Below are 26,795 nucleotides of genomic sequence, written 5' to 3' on the forward strand. Positions count from 1 at the left end.
TAAACCTCACAAGAAAAAGAAAAGGGCGGGCGAATTAAGATGTAAATAATTTTCTAAATTTCGGTGATTATTATGTCAATAATTTTCATGTATTGAACAAAATAAAAGCGGGAAGTGTGGGGTCAGGCAGGTTTTTTGGCATAAAAAAAGGCTGCGCCTCGGAAGGAGCAGCCTGTTTAACGCGGTGCGATTACAGCGTGTGGATGTCGATGCCGTCACCGATATTGCTTTTCTGGTAGTAAGCCCGCGGGACTTCTACCTGATACTGTTTGTCAGCGTAAGCGACTTCCAGAATAAAACGTTCGTTCTCATAAGATTCCACCGGAATAAATCCGAAGAATCCTTCCGTGACGCTGATCGTCCGGGAAGACGGAATCGCGTAACGATGAACAATCCTTGCTCTGAGCGGTTCTTGCTTGCCAGTTAACGTATTCCATACGCGGTTAACGGGTTGCGCCAGAGAATCAATCACCTCTGAGGCCAGCGAGTTAAGAGCGGAGGGCCAGCTCTTCGGTGTTTTCATAGTCATGATAAATACCTCGTTGGTCTATATAACCCAATTCTTATAATTATCCGCTGCTAAGATCCAATCATTTTTTACGCTAAGTTTATTCAGGTTTTGTAAGTGGCTGGCAGATCTGCAAATTACTCCGCGAGAGTTTTACGTCTTTTGCCAGATTTTCGCTCTGCTAGCAATAACGGGCAGGAAGGACACATGGCGTGATCGGCCAGATCGTAGCGCAGACAACATTGCTTGCGGTATTGCGGGCTGTCAGGGTCGGAGGGATCTTCCGCACGCAGCGGCTGGAATAACGGATTTTTGCCGCCATAACGCAGCTCCCGCGACGCCATCAGTTGCATACCGTCAGAGATATCGGCATTGACCAGTTCCGCCTGTTTGACGCCCCAGCCGACGCGTATTGCGGCGTTGCTCCAGTAAATGCCTGGTTTCAGACCGGAGAATTCGGCCAGCGCTTCGCAAACAGGGCGTAATTGCTGCTCGATCATCACATCGAAACGCGCCATAGGCTCGGCAGACGTCAGCGCTTCGCCTTCGCCATCCAGATAAATCTGCGCCGGTAAGCCTTCTTCCTGCATACACAGATAGACATTTTCAGCAGCGATTGGTAACTGCCAGCCATGGCGCAAGGAGACGATCACCCAGCTTGGCAGCAGGGTGGCGAAATACCATTGTGACCACATCGAGATCCGCGCCCGGCGTGTATCGCACTTCGCGGCATCGGCCGCATTGGCGTCCAGATAGCGTTTGAGCACGCTGGCACAACCTTCCGCCGTCGTAAGATGCGACATCGGCACGGCGTTAGTCACCAGCGGCGACATCGGTTTGAAAGTGTCGGCGACCCAGCTCACAGGCGTTTCGCGGAAACTGTCGAGGAGTGTTTGCATCATTGCGTTATGAAGTCATTCGGCTTGGTAAATCATGGGAATAGAGTAACGAATATTAAAGCGGAATAGTAATGATTTCGATTTAGATTGAGGGTTTTTGCCTCCCGCTGTTCAGGGGAGGCCGGGAGGGGGTTTAGCAGACGACGCTGACACCCGCTTGTTTCAAAATCTCACGCACAATTTTCTGTTTGTCATTGCTCAGCGGCAGAGCCGGTTTGAGTGAATGCACCGGCATTCCGCTGATGACCTGTGAAATGGCGTATTTAATGACGTTATAAATTGGCGTATCCAGCGTGTAAAGCGGCGGCAGAAATGACAACCGTTGTTGCAGTGCGACGGCGGTGGCGAAATCTTTCTCTTTAAAGGCGCGGTAAATTCCGCAGGTCAGCTGCGGGGCGAAATTGGCGCTGGCGGGGATTGCACCATCGCCGCCGAGGATCAGCGTACCGAACAGATATTCATCGTACCCGGAGAACACCGCGAAATCAGGGCGCTCAGGTTTCACGGCCTGTATCGTTTCGCGGATGTGGTTCAGGCTGTCGACGGTGTCTTTCAGGCCGACAATGTTCGGGCATTCCAGCGCCAGACGTTTGATCAGACTGACGGGCAACGGCTGCCCGGTCAGCCCCGGATAGTTGTACATAATTACCGGTAAACCCGCGTTTTCAGCAATCGTGCGGTAATGCAGATACAGCGCTTCTTCAGTCACCGGATTGTAATAAGGATTCACCACCACCACGCCGTCCGCGCCGATGCTTTTCGCGTGCTGCGCGAACGCCAGCGTTTCTGCTGTGCCCGGATGCGCTGCGCCAATCAGAACGGGAACGCGTCCTGCGACATGCTGAGTACAGAACTCCGCCACTTCGTGACGCAGCGCCTGTGACATATGCGCAAATTCCCCGGCACTGCCGAGAAAAAACAGGCCGTTTACGCCGCCTGCAATCGTAAAATCAATCAGACGCGCCATCCCCTGACGGTCAAGCTGCTCGTTCTCATTCAGGATTGTCGCGACAGGTGGGATCACGCCATGAAACAGTGGACTGGTCATACATTCGTTCTCCATATGAAAGTGCAAAGTACTCAACACTCCATTTATAGAACGCTGTTTCAACTTTTTATAGCGATGGGATCGAATTACATAGATTTAGCGAATATTTGGAAGGGAAGTCACAAAGGCGGATTAATTCCTTCCTCTCATAAAAGAGGAAGGAAAACCAAAACTACATCACCAGCGCCTGTCCGTCTTTGCGCGATTCGGTGCCCGCCAGATAGCCGCCTGCCGGATTAGTGACAATTACCTGCGCGCCGCCGAATGAATGGCCCCCGAGCGGGTCTTCGACGATCAGCTCATGCCCCATCGCGCGCAGTGCAGCCAGCGTATTGTGATTGAACGTCGATTCGATCGCCACCTGACGCCCGCCGTTGATCCGCCAGCGTGGCGCATCTATCGCGGCCTGCGGATTTTGTTTATACAGCATCACGCGCAGCGCCAGTTGCAGATGTCCCTGTGCCTGCATCGGACCGCCCATCAGGCCAAATGACATCAGCGGTTTACCTGCGGCGTCCTGTGCAAAGGCCGGAATGATCGTATGCAGCGTGCGTTTATTCGGTGCGACACAGTTGGCATGTGCCGTGTCGAGAGTAAATCCACAGCCACGGTTTTGCATGCTGAGACCGGTGCCCGGCACCACGACGCCGGAACCAAAGCCCATGTAATTCGACTGAATGAAAGAGACCATCATGCCGCTGGAATCGGCCGCTGTCAGATACACGGTGCCGCCCGGACGCGGTGCGCCGTAGGTCACGTCGCTGGCTTTGCTGCGGTCGATCAGTTTCGCGCGTTGAGCCAGGTAATCGTCGTTAAGGAACAGTTGCGGATCGAAGAACATATGCTCGCTGTCGGTGACGTGCTGATCCAAATCCGCCAGCGCCAGTTTCATCGCTTCAATGCACAGGTGCGTGGTTTCGACCGAGTCCACCGGCTGGCTGCCGATATCCAGTTTGTCGAGAATGCCCAGTGCGATCAGCGTGGCGATACCCTGACCATTCGGTGGTAGTTCATGAACGGATCCGCCCGCGAAAGACTGTTGCATGGTTTCCACCCAGTCGGCTTTGTGATTCGCCAGGTCGTCCAGCGTCAGCGCGCCGCCGTGGGCCTGACTGTTCGCCACCATTTTTTCTGCCAGTTCACCGCGATAAAACGCTTCGCCTTCGGTTTTGGCGATCAGCTCTAATGAATCCGCCAGTGCCGGATTACGGAAGATTTCACCGATTTTCGGCGCACGACCTTCGGGCGCGAAACACTCCATGAAGCCCGGCTGGTTATGCAGTTTTTTGACCGCGATTTCCCACAGGCGGCCAATCAGCGGCGATACCGGAAAACCGTTACGGGCATAATCAATCGCCGGCTGTGCCAGCGTGGTCAGCGGCAGGGTACCGAAGCGTTTTGCCAGCGCCACCCAGCCGGAGACTGCGCCCGGTACGGTGACGGCATCCCAGCCGTAAGTCGGCACGGCGTCCAGACCTTTAGCGGCGAAATAGTCCGGTGTCCACGCGGCGGGTGAGCGGCCTGAAGCGTTCAGTCCGTGGGCTTTTTTGCCGTCCCAGATAATAGCGAACGCGTCGCTGCCTGCGCCGTTGCCGCTCGGTTCAAGCACGGTCAGCGCGATGGCGGTGGCGATGGCGGCATCGGCGGCATTTCCGCCCAGCATCAGCATTTTCATACCGGCCTGTGCGGCCAGCGGTTGTGACGCGCAGACCGCATTAGCCCCCATCATCGACGGACGCAGGGTCGGATAAGCTACGTTAAAATCGTAATTCTCAGACATGTTTCTTCCTTAAAAAAGCGGCAAATGTTTTATTCAGAACGCGGGTCGAGCGCATCACGCAGCCCGTCACCCAGCAAATTGAAACCCTGTACGGTCAGGAAAATCGCCAGACCGGGAAAAATCGACATCCACGGCGACTGCTCGAGGAAACTGCGCGCAGTATTAAGCATCGCACCCCAGGAGGCGCCCGGCGGTTGCTGGCCGAGGCCGAGAAACGACAGGCTGGCTTCGGTGATGATCGCCGAGGCAATCGCCAGCGTCGCCTGCACCAGAATCGGTGACAGCACGTTCGGCAGCACATAGCGCCAGAGGATCCAGCGGTCGGGCAGACCAATCGCCCGCGCGCCTTCAATGTATTCCTCGTTGCGGATACTCATCACCTGCGCTCGCGTCAGGCGGGCGAAAATCGGCATGGCGGAAAGTCCGATGGCGATCATCGCATTGCCCAGACTCGGACCGAGGAACGCGCCCAGCGCGATCGCCAGCACCAGAAACGGACACGACAGCAGCGCCTCAACCACGCGGGAAATCACGCTGTCCAGCCAGCCTTGCCAGAAACCGGCGATAAGGCCGAGCGGCACGCCAATCACAATCGCGATAATCACCGACACACAACCGGCCATCAGCGACGTGCGTGCCCCCCAGAACAGGCGCGATAAAATGTCGCGGCCCAGCTCATCGGTACCCAGCCAGTGCAGGGCAGAAGGCGCTTTACGCACTGCCATGAAATCAGCTTTGATCGGATCAAACGGTGAAATCCACGGTGCAAGTAAAGCCAGCAGGGCGAAGGTGACGACCAGTACTGCGCCAATCACCGCGCTTTTATTACGCAAAAATTTGCGCAGCACACGGTTAGGTTCGCGAACCGAGAGTGACGTTGTCACGGAAATCACAGATACAGTCATCTCAGGCTCTCCGCATACGTGGGTTGACCAGCACATACAACACGTCGGCCAGCAGATTCATCAGCAGAAAACCGACCGCGACCACCATTACCACGCCCTGAACCACGGCGTAATCACGGTTAAACACTGAATCGACAATCATTTTGCCAAAGCCCGGAATGGTGAATACCTGCTCGCTGAGCACCGCGCCGCCCAGAAGTTCGCCGAACAGCAAGGTCGTCAGCGTGATGATCGGCACCAGCGCATTGCGCAGCGCGTGTTTCATGATCACCTTTTTCGGCAGCAGTCCTTTGGCACGGGCGGTACGGATGTAATCGGCTTTCAGCACTGCAATCATCGCCGCACGCGTATGGCGCATCAGCGTGGCGGAAAGGCCGGTACCGAGCACCGCCGCAGGCAGCAGCATGGTTTTCAGGTTTTGCAGCGGATCTTCTGAGAACGGCACGTAACCGGACGCCGGAAGCCAGTGCAGTTTCACCGAGAACAGCATAATCAGCAGCACACCCAGCCAGAAATGGGGGATCGAAATCCCCGACAGCGCCAGAAAATTGGTGCCGTTATCTATCCAGGTGCCTTTGTTCACCGCCGCCAGCACGCCCATAGTGATGCCGATGATCAGCGCCACAATCATCGCCAGCAGCGACAGTTCGAGCGTCACCGGCAGTTTGCTGGCGATCAGCTGTAACACCGGTTCCTGAGTGCGCAGCGAGGTGCCGAAATCACCGCGCAGCGCGTTGCCGACCCAGTGGAAATACTGGCTGGGGATCGGATCATTCAGATGGTATTGCTCGCGTAACTGCGCAATGACTGCCGGATCCCGTTCCTCGCCAGCCATCGCGGTGATCGGATCGCCCGGCAGCAATTTCTGCAAAGAGAACACCATCAGCGTGACCAGAAACAACGTCGGTATGGCTGAAATCAGCCGTTTCACCACCAGTTCTAACATTGTCTTTCCTCAGGCAATTACTTGTTCAGCGCCAGACCCTGCAAACGGATCAGCCCGTCGGCGTAAGGCACGAAACCGGTCACTTTCTTGTTGATACCGAAAATGCGCGGTTCGAAGTACAGATACACCAGCGGATCGTCGAGGTTTTCCTGTACGACGACCTGTTTGTAGAGGGCTTTACGCTTCTCCACATCGCTGGTCAGACGGGCTTCCTGCAACCACTGGTCAACCTGCGGATTGCTGTATTTGCCATCGTTCAGACCGCCTTTGGTATTGAGGAACGAGAAGATATTACCGTCGGGATCCGGGCGTCCTGACCAGCCGGACATGCTCATTTTGAATTCACCGCTTTGCTGGCGATCCAGCAGCGTGGCGTATTCGGTCATTTGCAGATTCAGGTTGATGCCCGCTTCGCTGACCATCGCCTGAAGCACCTGCGCAACCTGCTGGGACGTCGGGTTGTTGGCGACCAGGAAATCAATGGTCAGCGGCGTTTTCACACCGGCTTCCGCCAGCAGCGCTTTGGCTTTTTCGATATCGCGTTTTGGCACCGGAATGTCGGCGTGATACGGGCTGGCAGGCGAGAAGGCCTGATTCGCCGGCGTGTACTGCCCCTGGAACACCACCTGATTCAATGCGTCGCGGTCAATCGCCAGCGATAATGCCTGACGTACACGGGCATCTTTCGCCAGCGGTGTATTGGTGTTGGCGGTGCCGTTGGCGAGGTTAGTTGTCAGCCCCATATACCCCAGGCCAGTGGTGCTGGCCAGTTGCAGATTGCTGTCGGCTTTCACCGTGGCGGTGTCGCTGGCGGCAATACCTTCGGTGATATCCAGATCACCCGCACGCAGGTTAGCCAGGCGCACGGACGCATCCGGGATCGGCAGGAACACCACTTTATCGAAGTGATACGCGGCTTTGTTCCAGTAATTCTCAAACCGTTTCAGCACGATGCGATCCTGCTGAACGCGGCTGACAAACTCATACGGGCCGGAACAGACCGGATGCGCGGCTACGTTGCCCTTGGCCGTTGCCTCTGGCGCCATCATGGTGCCCGCGCGGTCAGTCAGTTGCATCAGCAGCGCGGCATCTGCCGTTTTCAGATGGAAAACCACGGTGTACGGCGCGGTGACTTCCACGGATTCAACCGAGGACAGCTCACTTTTACGCAAAGAACCCGGCAGCGTCAGATAACGTTCGATGTTGTATTTCACCGACTGCGCATCGAATTTTTCGCCGTCCTGGAAGGTCACGCCTTCGCGCAAATTCAGGGTCAGCGTTTTGCCATCCTCGCTGTATGCCCAGTCTTTCGCCAGACCCGGTACGATTTGCAGATGCTGATCGACATCCACCAGCCTTTCGCACATGGCGCTGAACACGAAACGCCCGTAATAGGTGCGCGCCGTGGCCGGATCCAGCATGTCAGGATCGCTGCCAAGGCCGATACGCAGGGTACTTTCCGCATGGGTGAGGCCCGCAGACGTCAGCAACATGAAGGCCGGAATGCAGGCAGTTAAGCGGGGTGCAAATTTCATGGTCGGGTTCCCAGAGTTGATGTCGGAGTGGAAAGTGAAAGCCGGTTCTGGCTCGCTTGTTCAAACAGCGCACGCCGTAAGGTGAAAGCGGCGGACGGCGGCGGAACCAGCACCGAAGTGCGATCCCGTTGCAGTTCGCTCCAGCGGTGGCAGGCCACCATGCGGTTGTCACTGACGGTTTCAAGTTGCGGCTCCACCAGACGACATTCGTCGGTGGCGTAGGCGCAGCGGGTATGGAAACGGCAGCCGGTCGGCATATTGGCCGGATTGGGCATATCGCCCTGCAGCAGTGGGACCGGACGTTTCACCCCCGGCGCGAGCTGTGGCGCGGAAGCGATCAGCGCCTGGGTATACGGATGCAGCGGCTGGTCGAAAATGTCATCGGTGCTGGCGAGTTCGACGATTTGCCCGAGGTACATCACCGCCACGCGGTCGCTCATATGGCGGATCACCGCCAGACCGTGCGCGACGACGATCATAGTCAGGCCAAACTGCTGTTTAAGATTTTCCAGCAGATTGACTACCTGCGCCTGTACCGACACATCCAGCGCCGACACCGGCTCATCACCCAGCAGCAGTTTTGGCGATGACGCCAGCGCACGCGCAATGCCGATACGCTGGCGCTGACCGCCGGAAAACTCATGCGGATAACGGTTACTGAATGCGGCGGGCAGGCCGACGGTGGTCAGCAGTTCGCGCACTTTGGCCTGCCTGTCCGCTTTGCCGCTGACGATGTTGTGCAACCACAGGGGTTCGCCAACGATTTCTTCTACCGTCATGCGCGGGTTGAGCGAGGCAAACGGATCCTGAAAAATGATTTGCAGGTCGCGGCGCAGCTTTTTCATCTGGTCAGCAGAAAACAGTTTCAGGTTTTCGCCTTCATAAAACACGTCGCCGTCGGTGGCGCTGAGTAACTGTAATAAAAGACGTCCAAGGGTCGATTTTCCCGAGCCGGATTCGCCGACAATCGCCAGCGTTTCGCCATGCCAGACGCGCAGCGAAACGCGATCCACCGCCTGCACGATTTTGGGTTTCGTGAACAGCGTTGAAGGGCCTTTGAAGACTTTGGTCAGCCCGGCGGCTTCCAGAATGGGGCGGGGTGCGAGACTCATGCGCAGGCTCCTTCAGCGGACAGGGCAAAAAAATTTTCCAGCGGCGCATAAAAACAGGCGACGTGGTGCGAAGACTGATGCAGCGGACGCATCGCCGGACGTTCCTGATGGCAGCGCGCATCGGCAAACGGACAGCGCGTCGAAAACCGGCAGCCTTTCGGCATGTCTTTCGGCAACGGTACGGCGCCGGGAATGGTGGAAAGCGCGCCCTGACGCGAGGCCAGCGACGGCATCGATCCCATCAGCCCGATGGTGTACGGATGCTGCGGATTATTGAAAATATCGGCCACCAGACCCTGTTCGACGATTTGTCCGGCATACATCACCGCCACGCTGTCAGCGACTTCCGCCACCACGCCGAGGTCATGGGTGATCAGCAATAATGCGCTGCCGGTTTCCTGCTGAATGCGGTTGAGCAGGGCGAGGATCTGCGCCTGAATGGTGACGTCCAGCGCGGTAGTCGGTTCGTCGGCAATCAGCAATTGCGGACGGTTGATCAGCGCCATCGCAATCATCACCCGCTGGCGCATACCGCCGGAAAGCTGGTGCGGATAAGCGTCCATCCGCAATTCCGGCGCAGGAATTTGCACCTTTTTCAGGATTTCCAGCGCCTGCATTCGTGCCTGTTTTTTATCCGCACCCTGATGACGCACTACGGCTTCAGCGAGCTGATCGCCGAGTGTCAGCGCCGGATTGAGTGAGGTCATCGGTTCCTGAAAAATCATCGCCAGCTCCAGACCGCGCAGGTCTGCGTACTGGCGTTCAGATAGCCCGAGCAGCGAGGTGTCATTCAGGCGGATATCGCCCTGCAACACATTGGCGCTGGCAGGCAATAGCCCCATCAGCGCCAGCGATGTCACGCTTTTGCCGCAACCGGATTCCCCGACCAGCGCCAGCGTTTTACCGGCTTCCAGCTGCAAGGAAATGCCGTCGAGCACGGTCGCGGGGGAGCCGGAAAACTGCACCCGCAGGTCGCTGATATGTAACAGCGGCGTGACGGGTTTGGCCGGGTCAGTCATCAGTAAAATCCTCGTCATCATCATTCAGGGTGGAAAGAAACGCCTGTTGCAGCGCCAGAAGGTGCTCGCGCATGACTCTGGCGGCCTCTTTGGGCTGGCGTGCGGCGATGTGTTCTACGATGCGCTCATGGTGATCGTCGTAACGGTTCAGGCGCTCCTGATTTCGTGCGGCGTTACGCACCGCCAGCCAGCTTGGATCACGGCGGATGGCATCGACGGCATCGAACAATCCAAGTAACAGCCGGTTACCGGCGGCATCGGCAATTGCGCGGTGAAATGCGCTGTCCCACAGTTCAATCTGATCCGGATCGCCGCGCGACATGGTTTTCACCTTGTCGAGCAAACGGCGCATCAGCTGTATCTGTTCCGGCGTGGCGCGCAGTGCGGCGTATTTCGCCAGCCCCGGTTCTAGCTGCAAACGCGCTTCCATCACTTCCTGCAAGTTCGATTGCTTCGGTAACGTCTGTAAACTCAGCGGCTGCGCAGGACCGTTCGGCCCGATAAACGTGCCTTTCCCCTGTTTGCGCCACACACGGCCTTCTTCTGCCAGCACATCCAGCGCCCGGCGGATTTCACGGCGGCCGACGTCAAACATTTGCATCAGATCGCGTTCCGCCGGTAACGGCTGAGTCTGATCGGGATGCTGCTGTATCAGCTGACGCAGCTGTTCCAGTGCTGAGTTCGAGGTCCCGTTAGAAGGGGACAGCGCCCCGGAATTTGTTGGCATATTTCAGTTTCCCGCTGGGAATAAAATCGTTAATCAGTCCTTTGCATTTTCTGAACCAATTTTTTAATGGTTCATGAGAAACTTAGGCAGAACGGGAAATTTGTTTTTAATTTCAAACGACTAAAAATTACACACTTTAATTGGAAGATCGCTTTCAGTATTTATAAGGTGTTGATATATGGCTGATATGCACACGCGTGGTGCGTTAAATTAATGTTAACGGATCGTAATGGTGCGTGGTGTGGCGGTATGAGAAGTAGATCAAATAAGCGTAATAAGTTGGCTAATGGTTCGCTATATGGTTGCTTCACCAAAGAAGGAAAGGGTCGGGCGGGGTATTAAGGAATAATTCGCAAGTCGTAGCGGACACGGGCAGTGGTTTCGTCTGCAAGTTTGTGAGTACTGGTCAGGTTTTCGCAGAGTAGCCAGGGCAAAACCCAAAATAATCTGCCTTTGAATTTAAGATCGTGCGGGCGATTCAGAAATCTTGCCGAACGGAGCGGCCCGGAGACCCAAGGCTCCGGGACCGAGAGAGGGTATCGCGAAGCGGCAAGATTTCCAGCCTGTCGCTGCGATACCTGAAACATAGCCAGCGAGCGGAGCGCGCAGTAAAAGAGCCGGAGATTCCTAAGAGGCGCGGCGACAGGCGCCTCTTAGGGCCAGTGTGGGTGGCAACCCACGGTCTTTGTTTGGGGTTATCGTCAGAAATAACAGCCATATATACCGCTGTTCCCCCGATCACTCCCGACAAAACCCGTGTCTAATACCTATCATCAGAGGGGTGCAAACCCAACCAGTCTTGACTCTGAGGGCTGAGGCCGTCCGAAGAAATATCCCTGGAACAACGTACAACCTTCTTCTTTCAGACGCCGGAACTGCTCGTCGGTTTCCACGCCTTCTGCTGTGGTCTGAATGTCCAGACTGCGGCTCATGCCAGTGATGGCGCGGATGATCGCCAGTGCTTCGCGACTGTCCTGCATGTCATTGATGAACGAGCGGTCGATTTTGATTTTGTCGAACGGGAAGGAGCGCAGATAACTCAGCGACGAATAACCGGTGCCGAAATCATCCAGTGCAATGCGCACGCCGAGCGCCTTCAGTTTGCGCAGGATGCTGATGTTTCCCAGTGTGTTATCGAGCAACACCGATTCGGTGATTTCGACTTCCAGACGCGACGGATCCAGCCCCGAGGCTTCCAGCGCAGATTCCACCACAGACACCAGCCCGCTGTTTTTAAACTGGATCGGCGAAAGGTTTACCGCAACCGTCTGATTGCCTTTCCATGTGGTGGCTTCGCGGCAGGCCTCGTGCAAGGCAAATGAGCCAAGACTGTGGATCAGTCCTGTTTCTTCCGCAATCGGAATGAAATCGACCGGCATAATCAGCCCGTTTTCCGGATGCTGCCAGCGCATCAGCGCTTCATATCCGATGACGGCATCATGACGTGCATCGGTGATCGGCTGATAATAAAGACGCAGCTGATTACAGGTAATCGCATCGCGTAAATCCATTTCTACCACGCGGCGTTTGCGGGCGGCGGCATCCATTTCGATTCGGAAATCTTCGTAGCGGTTACGGCCATTACGTTTGGCTTCGTACAGCGCCATATCTGCGCAACGCAGTAACTGATCCGGGGTGTTTTCTGCCGAATCTGCCAGCGCAATACCAATGCTCAGACCGACAGACAGCGAATGGCCGTCGATGATCACTGGCGGGCGCACTGATTCAATCAGTCGTTTAGAAATCTGATGTGCCGCTGAAATGTCTTTCAGTCCCGGCAGCACCACGGCAAATTCATCGCCGCCAATGCGCGCCAGCGTATCGTCATCACGCAGCGTCATGCGCAGGCGTTTGGAAATCGCGCGCAGCAGTTCATCACCAATCTGATGGCCCAGTGCGTCGTTGACGTTTTTGAAGTTATCGAGATCCAGACACAGCGTGGCGGTGTGGCTATGGCTACAACTGTCACGTTGCAGGGCTTCGCTCAGACGCTGGCTGAACAGTATGCGGTTCGGCAGGCTGGTGAGATTATCGTGATGCGCCATATGATGAATTCGGGCATGTGCAGCCTGTTGATCCGTCACGTCGTCGGCAATCATCATCACGTAGCTGGTCTGCGGATCGTTGCCGCGGATCACCGAACTGGTGGTTTGTAACGTGCGGTCGCCGATGGCGGTCAGCAATTGCTGTTCGCTGCGGTGAACACCTTCTGCGCGCAGACACTCGTCCGACTGCTTATTGATAAAGGTGCTTAGCCCTGAACCCATGCAATCCTGCGGACGTTTACCGAGCATTTTTTTACGTGAAATGCCCAGTAAACGTTCTGCCTGACGGTTAACCAGTAAGATCTCGCGGGAAACCGCATTCTCAACAATCACGGATGACGGGATATTGGCGATGACCGTATTCAGAAACTGCGAAAGGGAAGCAAGTTGCTCACTGTTAGATTCAGCCAGTTCTTTGGCCTGTAACAATGCCTGTTCGGCTTCACGACGTTCTGTCACATCGCGGGTGATTTTGGCAAAACCTATGATTTCACCGGCTTCACGCAACGCTTCAATAATGATGTGCGCCCAGAAGAGAGTGCCATCTTTGCGCTGTCGCCAGCCTTCGGATTCATAGCGGCCGGTCTCGCGCGCCGTTTCCAGGCCGTGCTGTGGCCAGCCGCTTTTGCGGTCTTCTTCGGTGTAAAAACACGAAAAATGCTTTCCGACTATTTCCTCGGGCGTATAACCCTTTGCCCTCTGCGCACCGGCATTCCAGTTCGCAATAATGCCATCGGGTTTAAGCATGTAAATCGCGTAGTCTTCTACGCGCTGAACCAGCAACCGATACAATACATCAGAATCTTCGCTCATTTTATTTTGCCTGCTAGCCTGCCGCCTTTACGGGGATCCTTCCGTACTAAAGTCCGGCTAAATAGTGCGCCTGTCCCGACGCATTTTTGCTGTGATGTGCGGATGAAACGTTAGCATAAGATAATTCTTACTTCGCCAAATTTTGCTTCTAACGTGCTTAAATTTAAGCGTATTTAGCAAAAAGATCGGCCTTAAGTGAAATTCACTCTTTGGGTTTTAAATAGCACGGAAGTTATCGGCAGACGGGGAAGTAACTTTAATAAAAAGGCACACAACGTTCAGGCGTTACACGTGTTTAATCAGCATGCAAAAAAGCCGCAACAGTGTGCGGCTTGTCATGAAATTGTTTAGCCGCGATGTTCGGGCTTATTCATCTCCGGCTTTGGTTTCACCTTGTGATGAACCGGCACCGGTTTAGCTTTGTGATGCGCAGGCTGATGATGAACAACCGGCTTGTGCGTTTTATGTACCGGCTGCGGCTCTTTAACCGGCGGCTGATGCGGGCCTTCAGCAAAGACGCTGACACTCGCAACCAGCAGCGCTGCGCAAAGAACAACCATTCCAGATTTTTTCATTTTTGTTTCCTGTGTCCCGTCATGACGGTGGATCATGTTCACGCGCACAATGCAGGGCAAAGGGATAAACGACAATTCGGAAAAGGCTTAATCGGTGGTGTTTAACGGATAATTTAAACCGCGTTTACGGAAAGCTTAAGGAAGAGCCGGTCCGCTCGTCACCGATTCCCGCAAAATAAGCTCTGATACAAACTTATTCTGTTCGGACAAATAACCGCCATCGAGCATGGAAATAATCTGGCTGATGACTTCACTGACCATATCGCTGACCGGATCTTTCACGCTCGACAGCGCCGGAATAAGAAACGCCGCAGTCGGGATATTATCAAACCCGATCACCGAAACATCGGCGGGGACGGCAATTCCGTCATCATTCAGTTTCTTCATCGCGCCGATCGCCATTTCATCGTTACTGGCAAGAATGGCGCTGAATGTCTGACCGGCGGCGAGCAGGGCTTCTACGGCGGCGGCACCGCTGGCTGCTGACCATTTACCGGGGATAATCAGTGCATCATTTATTGGTAAACCAACTGCCATCAGCGCCTCTTTATAACCTGACAGGCGCTCAATCGCGGTCGGGGAATCCATCGAGCCGGTAATAAAAGCAATATTGCGATGGCCGCGCTCAATCAGCGCATTGGTGGCCTGGAGACCTGAACCTTTGTGATCGCAATAAATACAGTGGCTCTGATGTTTTCGTAATTTACGGTTCACTACCATCACCGGCTTATTATATTTATCGATGATGTCATCCATTTCATCGACGGATAAAAAGCGCGGATAAATAATAATGCCGTCGCAGCGCAAATCATGCAGAAACTGAATGGCTTCGCGTTCCTCTTCGGCGCTGTGTTTGCCATCGACCAGGATCAGCTGACGTCCGTTGGCATCGAGTTTTTTTGCCGCCTGTGAGATTAACTCGCTGAAATAATTGCCGTTATACAGGGTGTTGGTGACCACCAGTCCGATGCACATGGATTTGCTGGTCGCCAGATTCCGTGCCAGCAGATTTGGCCGGTAGCCCGCTTCCTCAATCGCTTTAAACACCTGATCTTTGGTTTCCTGGCTCACATATCCCTTACCGGAAAGCACTCGGGAAACGGTGGCTTTGGAAACTCCTGCTTTATTAGCCACTTCCTGCATTGTTGACATCAGCCGCACCCCAAAAAGAAAAATTATCCGTCATTCTACACATTCCGCGCGTTTTGCGATGAATTGAGCCCGGCTCAACGCCAGCGGGAGATCGCCATCACAAAAATAAAACAGCGTTGCAGATTTTTATTGATGTCAGGAATAGAACTGCACATTCTCGTATGAAACCGGTTACCTATCGTTTCACAGCCTTTCAGAAAAGAACCAGTACGTTGCATAAAAAGCGGTTTCACAGAAGCCAGGGCTTCTGAAAAACATTCATAACCCTATGAATCCGAGAGAGTTGTTCTCATGTCTAAAAATTTTGCAGCAATATCACAGTCGGTTGTCGCGGCAATCGGTGGTGCAGAGAATGTGGCAGCAGTGACGCACTGCATGACACGCCTGCGCTTCGTGCTGAATGACGAATCTGCCGTCGATACCGCCACGCTGAAAGCCATTACCGGCGTGATGGGTGTGGTGCGCAATGAAAAACAGTGTCAGGTAATCATCGGTAACAACGTTTCTCAGGCCTACGCTGAAGTGCTGAAACTGCTGCCGGAAGGCTTTGCTGCGGCCAGTGATGACGCGCCGGACAAAAGCAAAATCACGCTCAAACGGATTGGATCCGGCATTCTGGATGCGCTGATCGGCACCATGTCACCGCTGATCCCGGCGATTATCGGTGGCTCGATGGTCAAACTGCTGGCGATGATCCTGGATATGACCGGCGTCTTCGACAAGGGGGCCTCAACGCTGATTATCCTCAACACCATCGGCGACGGCGCGTTCTTCTTCCTGCCGGTGATGGTGGCGGCGTCGGCGGCAGTGAAATTCAAAACCAATATGTCGCTGGCGATTGCCATTGCCGGGATTTTGGTGCATCCGGCATTTATCGATTTAATGGCGAAAGCGGCGCAGGGACAGAAAGTCGAATTTATCGGTATTTCGGTGACGGCGGTGAAATACACTTACACGGTTATTCCCGCGTTGTGCATGACCTGGCTGCTGTCTTACATCGAAAAATGGGTCGATCGTATTACGCCGGTAGTGACCAAAAACTTCCTCAAACCGATGCTGATCATGCTGATTGCGGCACCGGTCGCCATCATGCTGATTGGCCCGCTGGGTATCTGGATCGGTACCGGGATTTCGGCGGTGGTGTACACCGTTCACAGTTATCTCGGCTGGCTTTCGGTCGCCATTATGGGGGCGGCCTGGCCGCTGCTGGTGATGACCGGCATGCACCGCGTGTTCACGCCAACCATTATTCAGACCATCGCCGAAACCGGCAAAGAAGGGATGGTGATGCCGTCGGAAATTGGCGCGAACCTGTCGCTGGGCGGTTCTTCGCTGGCGGTCGCATGGCGTACTAAAAACCCGGAACTGCGTCAGACGGCGCTGGCGGCGGCGGCATCGGCGATTGTCGCCGGGATTTCCGAACCCGCGCTGTACGGCGTGGCGCTGCGCCTGAAACGTCCGCTGATCGCCTGTTTAATCAGTGGTTTCATTTGCGGTGGCGTGGCCGGATTAGGCGGACTTGCCAGCCATTCGATGGCGTCGCCGGGGCTGTTTACCAGCGTGCAGTTCTTTGACCCGTCAAACCCGATGAGCATTGTCTGGGTCGCGGGCGTAATGATCCTCGCGGTGGTGATTTCCTTTTTCACCACGCTGTTACTCGGATTTGAAGATATTCCGGTGGAAACCGTGGCGCCAAAAAATACAGCGCCGGAATCAACGGTTCCCGCCGCCTTTGCGGTTTCGCAGAGCGCAGTTAAATAAATTAAAGGAGAGGATTTCTCATGGCAGCATCAGCATTTCCTGAAGGTTTTTTATGGGGCGGCGCGATTGCCGCAAATCAGGCTGAGGGTGGCAGTTTTGAAGGAGGAAAAGGCCTGACCACGGTCGATATGATCCCGCACGGCGCGCACCGTCTGGCGGTTAAAACGGGTCAGGAAAAACGTTTCTCACTGAAAGAAGACGAGTTTTATCCGGCGCATCAGGCGATTGATTTCTATCACCGTTATAAAGAAGACATCGCGCTGATGGCCGAAATGGGCTTTACGGTGTTCCGCACGTCGATTGCCTGGAGCCGGCTTTATCCCAACGGCGATGAACTGACACCGAACGCGGAAGGGATCGCGTTTTATCGCGACGTGTTTGCCGAATGCAAAAAGTACGGCATCGAACCGCTGGTCACGCTGTGTCATTTCGATGTGCCGATGCATCTGGTGATCGAATACGGGTCGTGGCGTAACCGTAAAATGGTCGAGTTTTTTGCACGTTATGCGCGTACCTGCTTTGAGGCGTTCGACGGACTGGTGAAATACTGGCTGACGTTTAACGAGATTAATATTCTGCTGCACAGCCCGTTCTCCGGGGCGGGTCTGGTCTTCGAAGAAGGTGAAAATCAGGAGCAGGTGAAATATCAGGCCGCGCATCATGAGCTGGTTGCCAGCGCTTTAGCGACCAAAATCGCCCATGAAGTGAATCCGCAAAATCAGGTCGGTTGTATGCTGGCGGGCGGGAATTTTTATCCGCAAACCTGCAAGCCTGCGGACGTCTGGGCAGCGTTGCAGAAAGATCGCGAAAACCTGTTCTTTATCGACGTGCAGGCGCGCGGCGAATATCCGACGTACACCCGGCGGGTCTTTGCAGAGAAGGGCGTGAACGTGGTGACGGAACCGGGCGACGCAGAGATCCTGAAAAACACCGTCGATTTCGTCTCGTTCAGTTATTACGCCTCACGCTGCGCATCGGCAGACATGAACGACAACAACAGCAGCGCGGCCAACATCGTCAAATCGCTGAAAAACCCCTACATCGACGCCAGCGAATGGGGCTGGGGAATCGATCCGCTCGGCCTGCGTATCACCATGAACATGATGTACGACCGCTATCAGAAACCATTATTCCTGGTGGAAAACGGCCTCGGCGCGAAAGATGAAATCAACGCGCAAGGTGAAATCAACGACGACTACCGCATCAGCTATCTGCGCGAGCATATTCACGCGATGGGCGAGGCGATCACCGACGGCGTGCCGCTGATCGGCTACACCTCTTGGGGTTGTATCGATCTGGTTTCCGCTTCGACCGGCGAAATGAGTAAACGCTACGGCTTTGTTTACGTCGACCGTGATGATGCCGGAAATGGCACGCTGGAAAGAAAAAGAAAAAAATCGTTTTACTGGTACAAGAAAGTGATCGCCAGCAACGGCGTGGATCTGGACTGATTCTGCAAAGGGGAATATCTGCATCTCCGATATTCCCCTTAACCGGAAAGCATTAATCATTCATCTTATTTACTGCCGTTATTTCCGCCATTATTTATGGTGATTAATATTATTATCCGTAACAAACGTGCAATATAATTATCTCATTGTATGCAATAGAATTTTTCACTCCGGCTTATCCCTTCGCTCTATTTTAATTTCACACTTTGTCACCGCATTAAAATCCCCTGATAGCTGCGCAAATCAGGTAAAAAGAGTGTGATCTCAACTCCATAACCTGAGCAATTAATTTGCAGCCATTCTCTGCAGAGAATAAAAGACAGCTAATAATGTCAGTTAATGCATTTAACTTCAGGAGCGATGAATGAAACAGCAGTGGAGCAGGGAGCAGGCATCCGTGTGGAGCCAGCAACAAGGCTGGATTTGTGGATTTAACTATCTGCCACGCACGGCAGTGAACTGGACGGAACTCTGGCAGCGCGAGACTTTTGATGCGCCAACTATCGATCAGGAACTCGGCTGGGCGCATGAGGCGGGTTACAACCAGCTGCGCATCAATCTGCCGTTTATTGTCTGGCAGGATGATCGCGACGGTTTGCTGGCGCGCATTGACGCGTTTCTGGCGATTGCCGCCCGTTATCAGATTAGAGTGATGCTGACGCTGATGGATGACTGCGGGTTCTCCGGTGACGAACCGTTCCTCGGACCGCAAAAAGCGCCGGAACCGGGTAAACATAACAGCCAGGCGGCAGCCAGTCCGGGGCGCGATGTGGTGTGTAACCGCGATATGTGGCCGGAAGTGGAGCGTTATGTGCGCGATATTGTCCGTTATTTCCGCACCGATGAACGTATCGCCATCTGGGATTTGTATAACGAGCCGGGCAACCGTGGCACCTTTGCCAGCGGGCTTGAGGAAGTGTCATACGATGAAAAACTCGAAGTCTTTGCGCTGGAACTGATGCAAAAGGCGTTTGTCTGGGCGCGGGATGAAGATCCGCTTCAGCCGCTGACTGTCGGCGCATGGCATTTCTCGCAGGATCCGGATGAGCCGGAAAACGAGTTTTTCACCCATCCCATTGATGTCGAAGCGGCAAAACTTTCCGATATCATCAGTTTCCACGCCTACGTCGCCACGCCGAAACTTTTGCAGGCGTTGCGTTTCTGGCAGAAATTTGACCGTCCGGTGTTATGTACCGAATGGCTGGCGCGCCACGTCGGCAGCGTGTTCGAGGAGCAACTGCCGCTGTTCAGCGCATTCAATGCGGGCTGTTATCAGTGGGGATTAGTGCGCGGTAAAACGCAGACCACGCTGCCGTGGCCCTCGGTGCGTAAGGGCAATCACGATTATGCGCATTTGTGGTTTCACGATGTGCTGGATGAATACGGCATTCCGTTCCGTCGTGCAGAAATGGACCTGGTTCGCCGTTTAACACGAATGAAATAACGCTCAGGGCAGTGATTTATTCAATGCGTCAGGTTTTACGGCAGGCAATATGCGTCTCATATCTGTCCTGAACATTGATATCGCCTGATGCAGAAATTATAAAAAAAAAGCCTTCGCGAGCGAAGGCCAGTGAATGATCACTAAAATTTAGTTTTGGAACGAGAGACGTGCTCCCGGAACGATGTTAGTACCCTTTAGAAATTTGGCCTGAGAAATCGCGTTAAGTAATTAAAGAAACTTCACCTGTGATTTCAGCAGAATTCGAGCAGGGTGATTTACGATGAAAAAAGCCGCCCGGGAAGGGCGGCAGCGCTTCAGTTTTAAGACTCCGGTTCCGCCCTTTTCCCGGCCAGCATGGCTAAGAAGTCATATTTCTGCTGCAACTCTTTCTCTGCCGCCGCATACAACATTTCTGCCACTTCCGGCTGCTGGGAATTCAGGCGACGGAAGCGTTGCTCGTTGTTGAGCGTATCCGTCAGACCACTGGAAGGTGGCCTTGAATCCAGTGCCAGTGCCGGTTTACCTTCTTCCACGCGACGTGGGTCGAAGCGGTACAACGGCCAGAAACCGGTGGTGGTCAGCTGTTTCATCTGGTCATGGCTGAGCGCCAGATCGTAACCGTGTTCTTCGCACGGACTGTACGCGATAATCAGCGACGGCCCCGGATACGCTTCGGCTTCCTGAATGGCTTTCACCGTCTGGTTCAGCTGCGCACCGAGCGAAATTTGCGCCACATACACATGACCGTACATCATCATGCTGACGCCCAGATCCTTACGCGATTTCCGTTTACCCTGTTCGGCAAATTTCGTCACCGCGCCAAGCGGCGTGGCCTTCGACTGCTGGCCGCCGGTGTTGGAATAACACTGGGTATCGAGCACCAGCACGTTGACGTTTTCCGTCAGGCTCAGCACGTGATCCAGCCCGCCGAAACCGATGTCATACGCCCAGCCGTCGCCGCCAATCAGCCAGATAGATTTATCCACCAGATAATCGGCGTCGGTCGCCAGCTGACGTGCATCCGGCGTATCAATGTCTGCCAGAATGTTACGCAGCGCCGTGACATGTTCGCGTTTCACTTCCGGCGTGGACGTCTCATCGCGCAGGCCGCCTAACAGCTCTGCGGGAATATGTTCTTCCAGCGAGGCGACTAAACGCAGCACGCGACGGCGATGCTGATCGACAGTCAGACGGAAGCCCAGCCCGAATTCGGCGTTATCTTCAAACAGCGAGTTTGCCCAGGCCGGACCGCGGCCATCGGCGTTGGTGGTGTATGGCGTTGAAGGCAGGTTGCCGCCATAAATTGAAGAACAGCCGGTGGCGTTGGCGATCAGCAAACGATCGCCGTACAGCTGGGTCAGCAGTTTAATGTAAGGCGTTTCGCCACAACCGGAGCAGGCACCGGAATATTCGAACAGCGGCGTGATCAGCTGCGACGTGCGGATATCGATACGTTCCAGCGTGGTTTTGTCAATTTCCGGCAGTTTGAGGAAGAAGTCATAGTTGGCGCGTTCTTCTTCCAGATGCTCAATGCGGTCTGCCATGTTAATGGCTTTGATGGACGGATCCTGACGGTCTTTTGCAGGACACACTTCCACGCACAGATTACAGCCGGTGCAGTCTTCAGGCGCAACCTGCAATACGTATTTCTGGCCGCGCATGTCGCGGGATTTCACATCCAGAGATTGCAGTGCAGACGGCGCGTCTTCCATAAACTCCGGCTGAACCACTTTGGCGCGGATGGCGGAATGCGGACAGGCCGCGACACAGTGGTTGCACTGAGTACACAAATCCGGCTTCCAGATCGGCACTTCTTCGGCAATGTTGCGTTTTTCCCATTGCGTGGTGCCTGTCGGCCAGGTGCCGTCCGGCGGGAAAGCCGAAACCGGCAGGGCATCGCCAAGACCGGCCAGCATGGTGGCGGTGACGGTTTTGACGAAATCCGGCGCAGCGTCGGACACAATCGGCGGGCGTTTGCGCGGGTTTTCCGGAATCGCCTGTAACGGCACTGATACCAGTTCTTCCAGCGTGGCCGCCAGCGCCATCCAGTTGCGGGTGACGATTTCCTCGCCTTTGCTGCTGTAGCTGCGGGCAATCGCGCCCTGCAATTCCGCCAGCGCCTGTTCGCCCGGCAAGATCTGCGTCAGGTGGAAGAACGCCATCTGCATGACGGTGTTAATGCGCGCGCCGAGTTTGCATTCGCGGGCAATTTTGGCGGCGTTGATCACATAGAAACGGGCTTCGCGCTGGATAAGCGTCGCCTGAACTTCCAGCGGTAAACGTGCCCAGACTTCATCGGCGCTGAACGGCGTATTGAGCAGGAAAATACCGCCCGGACGCAGGCGTTCTGCCATCTGATACAGATCGATAAACTGCCACTGATGACAGGCGACAAAATGCGCCTGGCTGACCAGATACGCGGATTTGATCGGCTTCTCGCTGACGCGCAGATGCGACACCGTCAGACCACCGGCCTTTTTGGAGTCGTAAACGAAATACCCCTGCGCGTACATCGGTGTGCTGTTGCCGATAATCTTGATGTTGTTCTTGGTGGCTGATACCGAACCGTCGCTGCCAAGCCCGTAGAACAGGGCTTCTAGCGAAGCGTGCTGCGGTAAATCTTCCTCCACCACCGGCAGGGAAAGGCCTGTCACGTCGTCATAAATGCCGACGGTAAAGCGCGGACGTGGCTGACTGAGTGACAGCTCGCGGAATATCGACATCACGCAGTCGGGGCCGAACTCTTTAGAGGACAGCCCGTAACGTCCGCCGGTCACTTTTGGCAGCGAATCCCGTTCGCCACGGCTATACGCTTCTGCCAGCGCGGTCATCACGTCGAGGTATAATGGCTCAGCCAGCGCGCCCGGCTCTTTGGTGCGATCGAGCACTGCAATGCTTTTCACCGTCTGCGGCAGCACGGATAACATATGTTCGGCGCTGAACGGACGGTAAAGACGCACTTTCAGCACGCCGACTTTCTCGCCGCGCGCATTCAGGGTTTCAATCACTTCTTCTGCGGTGCCGATGCCGGAACCCATCAGCACGATCACCCGTTCTGCCTGCGGATCGCCGACATATTCGAACGGCTTATATTCGCGGCCGGTCAGGGCGGCAAACGCATTCATGGCGTCGATAACGTGCTGACAGGTCGCGTCGTAATACGGATTGGTAGCTTCGCGTGACTGGAAATAGGTGTCCGGGTTAGCAGACGTCCCGCGGATCACCGGATGATCCGGCGAAAGGGCACGTGCGCGGTGCGCGTCAATCTGCGCCTGCGGCAACATTTGCTGGAGCGTGTCATCGCTCAGTGGGGCAATTTTGTTGATTTCGTGCGAGGTACGGAAGCCATCAAAAAAATGAATAAACGGCACACGGCTGTTGAGGCTGGCGACCTGAGAAATCAGCGCGAAGTCTTGTGCTTCCTGCACGCTGGCAGCAGAGAGCAGGGCGCAACCGGTCTGGCGCACGGCCATCACATCGGAATGATCGCCAAAAATCGACAGCGCATGGGTGGCGACGGTGCGCGCCGCGACGTGCAGCACGAACGGCGTCAGCTCACCGGCCAGTTTGTAGAGCGTCGGGATCATCAGTAACAAACCCTGCGACGAGGTGAAGGAGGTCGACAGCGCACCGGTCTGCAATGCGCCGTGAACGGTAGAAATCGCCCCGGCTTCGGACTGCATTTCCATTACTGTCGGGACATCGCCCCACAGATTTTGCTTTCCTTCGCCAGACCACGCACCGGCAATTTCGGCCATGGTGGAACTTGGTGTGATCGGGTAGATGGCAATCACTTCGTTAGTGCGATAAGCCACGGAAGCGACTGCGTTATTACCGTCAGTGGTGATCATGGAATACCCTTTTGCGTTGCTCACAATTGCGGCCAGCAGGAAATTCGGTTTGCTGGCAAGAATGATAAAAGCTTAGCAGAGGGCGGATTAATCGATTTATCCTGATTGTGTGCAGGGCTATTTCGCTCTATTTTTGAACCGGTTACGCAATGACCCGCGGTGTAAGGATTTTTATTAGCCGCTGCCAGAAAACAAACACTCAGCAGCGGCTAAATAGGAGAATGAGGAAATCAAACGGCGATTAATTAATATCGATGCGTTTTATTCCTTTCACCGACATCAGCGCCTCGTACAATTTATCCACGCTCTGTTTCGGTCGCAGGATCACATCCAGAACCAGTTCACATTTACTTTCATCTTCGTCGCGCTGATTCACTTTGATATGACCCGGACGTATACGCATTTTCTGTAACGATAATAACACCGCAGGCACGCTTTCCGGCATCAGGCGTATTTCGATTAAATGGTGATGGCCGACCCAGTGATTGCTGATCTGGCGAAAGACTTCCAGCACAATTAAGGTCATGAAAGCGCCATATATACCGATTTCGTACAACCCGCTACCAATCACCAGACCAATGGCGGCGGTCACCCACAAACCGGCGGCGGTGGTTAAGCCTTTTACAATCTGTTTTTGAATAATGATGGTCCCGGCGCCGAGGAAACCCATCCCGCTGACGACCTGTGCGGCGACACGGCTGGGGTCGAAACTGACGTGGGTTTGCATCAGGATATCGGCGAAACCGTATTTCGACACAATCATAAACATCGCGCTACCGATACCCACCAGAATATGGGTGCGTAATCCGGCTTCTTTCGCGCGCAGCTGACGCTCAATACCGATTAAGCCACCCAGGGCTCCGGCGAGGGCAATACGCAGGAGAAAATCTGTCAGCATAAAAAGGCTCCTTGTTGATTATATTTTCCAGTGTATGTAGACCGAAAAGAGGTTAATAACCGTTAATTTTATTAGCAGAAGAAATAACCAGGCGAAATAAAATGTGTCTGAGTGTTTAAATACGCCCTTTTTTTAGGAAAAAGTTGATGTTATTTCTCCGGAGGGCTCGACGGCGATGAAAAACGTCGGATATGATGGCGATTCGAAAAAAATTCCCCCGTCATATTCAGGAGCAGGACAGATGATCACTGCGTTTCGCGTGTTACTGGCCGCGGGTGTGCTGGTGTTAGCCGCATGCAGCAGCCACGACGATTCGGCTGATGTTGTGCAAAAAGGCAACAGCGTTAATATCGGACAGCGCACCGTTAATATAGACAGCCCGGCTTATGCAGCCTGTTCCATGGCGGGAGGCCAGTTACGAATGGCGCCGCAGCTTGATGGCAGTCGTGTCGGCATGTGTTCGATGGCGAATGGCCGTCAGTGCTCTGAAGGCGCGCTGATGCAGGGACTCTGTAAAGCCTGATAAAACGCCAAACTGGTGTTTGGCGTTTTTGCATTCGTGCTACGACATACCTGCTCTTACATACGGTCTTTCAGACGATATACCAGCTGGTGTTTGCCCTGCGTCAGGGTCAGTTTGTGATCCTGCAGGGTCACTGCCGCGCCGTTATTCAGAACGTCGCTGATCACGTGATCCCATTTATTCAGATTTTCATCCGGGCACAGCATCATGGTGGACGCCAGGCCTTTCACGGTCAGCACGTTGTTTTGCAGCTTGCCCTGACCCATGAAGTTGTTACACATTTTGCCGGAAACATGCATGTTTGAGCCGAATTCGATTTCCGGAATACGCCCCTGCGCCGCAGGAACCGTCTGACCATCGACACTCAGCAGTTCAAAGCGGTGGTGCTGCAGGTCGTTTTGTTTCACAGTAGTGTCTTGATTCATGCTGCAGGCACCCAGAGTCATCGCGGCGGCCAGAATAAACAGTGACTTCTTCATCTTCTCTCCTGAGAAATATTCCTTTAGCACTCGCCATGTCGATACATTCAACTGACTTATGCAATATTTGTCGGAGTATTATAGCGTGAATGGATGGTCAAGTTAACCCTTGCTGTATTTCTCCCGTCATCTCCCCATCATAAAAGCGTCATTTTAGCCCGATAGGTTATGCCCATCACGAGTCAGAGAGACACCGGCGGCATGAGCTATTTATCACTTCACCACATCCGAAAATCCTGGGGCAATAAAGTGGCACTCAACGACATCAGCTTTGATGTGGAAGAGGGCGATTTCATTGCGTTGCTGGGGCCTTCCGGTTGCGGGAAATCCACCATGCTGCGCACGATTGCCGGCCTGGAATCCGCGGACAGCGGCGCGATTTATTTCCAGCACACAGACGTGACCGCGCTCACACCGTCACAGCGCAAGCTTTCTATGGTGTTCCAGTCCTACGCACTGTTTCCGCACATGAACGTTCGCGAAAACCTGTTATTCGGATTGCGGGCGCGCGGCGAGGATAAACGTCATTTCGCTTCGCGGTTACAGGAAGTCAGCAAACTGATGGAGCTGGAACCCTTGCTCGACCGGCTTCCGGCGCAGCTTTCCGGCGGACAGCAGCAGCGTGTGGCGCTGGGCCGGGCGGTGATTGCCAATAACAAGCTGTGTCTGATGGATGAACCGCTTTCCAATCTGGACGCCAAGCTGCGTCAGAGTATGCGTCGTGAGATCCGTGCGATTCAGAAAAAACTTGGCCTGACGATGGTGTACGTCACCCACGATCAGACCGAAGCGATGAGCATGGCGGACAAAATCATTCTGCTCAACGACGGGTGTATCGAACAGCACGACACGCCGGACAATCTCTATAACAACCCGACCAGCATTTTTACCGCGCAATTTATCGGGGCGCCACCGATGAACATTTTGCCGTTAGAGCGCCGCGGTCATCACCATTATCTGGCCACCATGTCCTTGCCGGTGGTGGAAAATTTTCATCAGGACGCTATCAGTCTGGGGCTGCGTGCAGAAGATATTCAGCTGATTGCCGCCGAAAACGCCAGCCTGACCGCGCAGGTGATAAGCCACGAATACATGGGTGCGGATACTCTCATCGCCTGCGCCTTAGCCGGATATGCGCAACCGCTGACGGTCAAAGTCGCCGGGATGAAACGCTACGCCGAAGGCCAGTCCGTCGGGTTGCAGTGGGCGACGGGCGCACAATATTTTTTCTTCACAGCGGACGGAAAACGCTGTTATCAGGCGGAACAAGCCTGCCAGCCTTCAGATAACCGCGTCGCCGTGTAGCAGGTTTTTTTGAGTCACT

21 protein-coding genes are annotated in these 26,795 nt (G+C 54.5%); 5 read left to right on the forward strand and 16 right to left on the reverse strand.

What is annotated here, in order from left to right; all coding sequences use genetic code 11:
- Nucleotides 1-190: 190 nt before the first annotated feature.
- The 13 genes from EC840_RS16055 to EC840_RS16115 form a co-directional block, all read right to left on the reverse strand.
- Nucleotides 191-529: a hypothetical protein gene (locus EC840_RS16055; protein ID WP_013575718.1), complete on the reverse strand. Its 339-nt coding sequence runs from the start codon at nt 527-529 to the stop codon at nt 191-193.
- A 116-nt stretch (nt 530-645) separates the two neighbouring features.
- Nucleotides 646-1,410, reverse strand: a complete 765-nt coding sequence (gene fhuF / locus EC840_RS16060; protein WP_112291665.1) for a siderophore-iron reductase FhuF — start codon at nt 1,408-1,410, stop codon at nt 646-648.
- Nucleotides 1,411-1,540: 130 nt separating this feature from the next.
- A complete protein-coding gene (locus EC840_RS16065) occupies nt 1,541-2,455 on the reverse strand; it encodes a dihydrodipicolinate synthase family protein (protein WP_129639926.1) in 915 nt (304 codons plus the stop codon).
- A gap of 172 nt (nt 2,456-2,627) precedes the next feature.
- Nucleotides 2,628-4,235, reverse strand: coding sequence for a gamma-glutamyltransferase family protein (locus EC840_RS16070; RefSeq protein ID WP_132966102.1), 1,608 nt, complete (start codon nt 4,233-4,235; stop codon nt 2,628-2,630).
- A 29-nt stretch (nt 4,236-4,264) separates the two neighbouring features.
- The gene (locus tag EC840_RS16075; RefSeq protein WP_132966104.1) at nt 4,265-5,140 is read right to left on the reverse strand and encodes an ABC transporter permease; all 876 of its coding nucleotides are present in this window, start codon (nt 5,138-5,140) and stop codon (nt 4,265-4,267) included.
- A gap of 1 nt (nt 5,141) precedes the next feature.
- Nucleotides 5,142-6,086, reverse strand: a complete 945-nt coding sequence (locus tag EC840_RS16080; protein WP_013575713.1) for an ABC transporter permease — start codon at nt 6,084-6,086, stop codon at nt 5,142-5,144.
- A gap of 17 nt (nt 6,087-6,103) precedes the next feature.
- Entirely contained in the window at nt 6,104-7,579 is a 1,476-nt protein-coding gene (locus EC840_RS16085) for an ABC transporter substrate-binding protein (protein WP_243701082.1), read from the reverse strand.
- A gap of 38 nt (nt 7,580-7,617) precedes the next feature.
- Nucleotides 7,618-8,733: an oligopeptide/dipeptide ABC transporter ATP-binding protein gene (locus EC840_RS16090; RefSeq protein WP_129639929.1), complete on the reverse strand. Its 1,116-nt coding sequence runs from the start codon at nt 8,731-8,733 to the stop codon at nt 7,618-7,620.
- Entirely contained in the window at nt 8,730-9,752 is a 1,023-nt protein-coding gene (locus EC840_RS16095) for an ABC transporter ATP-binding protein (protein WP_132966108.1), read from the reverse strand. Before EC840_RS16095 ends, EC840_RS16090 begins: the two co-directional genes overlap by 4 nt.
- On the reverse strand, nt 9,745-10,479 hold the full coding sequence (locus EC840_RS16100; RefSeq protein ID WP_132966110.1) for an FCD domain-containing protein: 735 nt from the start codon (nt 10,477-10,479) through the stop codon (nt 9,745-9,747). Before EC840_RS16100 ends, EC840_RS16095 begins: the two co-directional genes overlap by 8 nt.
- 773 nt (nt 10,480-11,252) lie before the next feature.
- Nucleotides 11,253-13,337 (reverse strand): EAL domain-containing protein, encoded by a 2,085-nt coding sequence (locus EC840_RS16105; RefSeq protein ID WP_132966112.1) that lies wholly within the window; start codon nt 13,335-13,337, stop codon nt 11,253-11,255.
- 347 nt (nt 13,338-13,684) lie between these two features.
- Complete coding sequence (locus EC840_RS16110; protein WP_120163975.1) at nt 13,685-13,912, reverse strand: hypothetical protein; 228 nt, start codon at nt 13,910-13,912, stop codon at nt 13,685-13,687.
- Between the two features lie 135 nt (nt 13,913-14,047).
- Complete coding sequence (locus EC840_RS16115) at nt 14,048-15,064, reverse strand: LacI family DNA-binding transcriptional regulator (RefSeq protein ID WP_132966114.1); 1,017 nt, start codon at nt 15,062-15,064, stop codon at nt 14,048-14,050.
- 291 nt (nt 15,065-15,355) lie between these two features.
- Here EC840_RS16115 and ascF point away from each other — a divergent pair, with 291 nt between their 5' ends.
- From ascF to EC840_RS16130, 3 genes are all read left to right on the forward strand, one after another.
- A complete protein-coding gene (gene ascF, locus EC840_RS16120; protein ID WP_132966116.1) occupies nt 15,356-16,825 on the forward strand; it encodes a PTS cellobiose/arbutin/salicin transporter subunit IIBC in 1,470 nt (489 codons plus the stop codon).
- A 20-nt stretch (nt 16,826-16,845) separates the two neighbouring features.
- Entirely contained in the window at nt 16,846-18,276 is a 1,431-nt protein-coding gene (locus EC840_RS16125) for a 6-phospho-beta-glucosidase (protein ID WP_132966118.1), read from the forward strand.
- Between the two features lie 364 nt (nt 18,277-18,640).
- The gene (locus tag EC840_RS16130) at nt 18,641-19,720 is read left to right on the forward strand and encodes a cellulase family glycosylhydrolase (protein WP_132966120.1); all 1,080 of its coding nucleotides are present in this window, start codon (nt 18,641-18,643) and stop codon (nt 19,718-19,720) included.
- A gap of 320 nt (nt 19,721-20,040) precedes the next feature.
- Here the strand turns inward: EC840_RS16130 and nifJ are convergent, their stop codons facing one another.
- Nucleotides 20,041-23,571, reverse strand: coding sequence for a pyruvate:ferredoxin (flavodoxin) oxidoreductase (nifJ, locus tag EC840_RS16135; RefSeq protein WP_132966209.1), 3,531 nt, complete (start codon nt 23,569-23,571; stop codon nt 20,041-20,043).
- A gap of 241 nt (nt 23,572-23,812) precedes the next feature.
- Nucleotides 23,813-24,469: an MgtC/SapB family protein gene (locus tag EC840_RS16140; protein ID WP_112287264.1), complete on the reverse strand. Its 657-nt coding sequence runs from the start codon at nt 24,467-24,469 to the stop codon at nt 23,813-23,815.
- Nucleotides 24,470-24,710: 241 nt separating this feature from the next.
- Here EC840_RS16140 and EC840_RS16145 point away from each other — a divergent pair, with 241 nt between their 5' ends.
- The gene (locus EC840_RS16145) at nt 24,711-24,992 is read left to right on the forward strand and encodes a DUF333 domain-containing protein (RefSeq protein ID WP_112287263.1); all 282 of its coding nucleotides are present in this window, start codon (nt 24,711-24,713) and stop codon (nt 24,990-24,992) included.
- Nucleotides 24,993-25,048: 56 nt separating this feature from the next.
- Here EC840_RS16145 and hslJ read toward each other — a convergent pair whose 3' ends face one another.
- Nucleotides 25,049-25,471, reverse strand: a complete 423-nt coding sequence (gene hslJ / locus EC840_RS16150; protein ID WP_120163981.1) for a heat shock protein HslJ — start codon at nt 25,469-25,471, stop codon at nt 25,049-25,051.
- A 201-nt stretch (nt 25,472-25,672) separates the two neighbouring features.
- Between hslJ and EC840_RS16155 the strand changes: the two genes are divergently transcribed.
- Nucleotides 25,673-26,776: an ABC transporter ATP-binding protein gene (locus EC840_RS16155; protein ID WP_120163982.1), complete on the forward strand. Its 1,104-nt coding sequence runs from the start codon at nt 25,673-25,675 to the stop codon at nt 26,774-26,776.
- Nucleotides 26,777-26,795: the final 19 nt, after the last annotated feature.

The sequence above is a fragment of the Rahnella sp. JUb53 genome (assembly GCF_004346065.1).
GTDB classification, from domain to species: Bacteria; Pseudomonadota; Gammaproteobacteria; order Enterobacterales; family Enterobacteriaceae; genus Rahnella; species Rahnella variigena.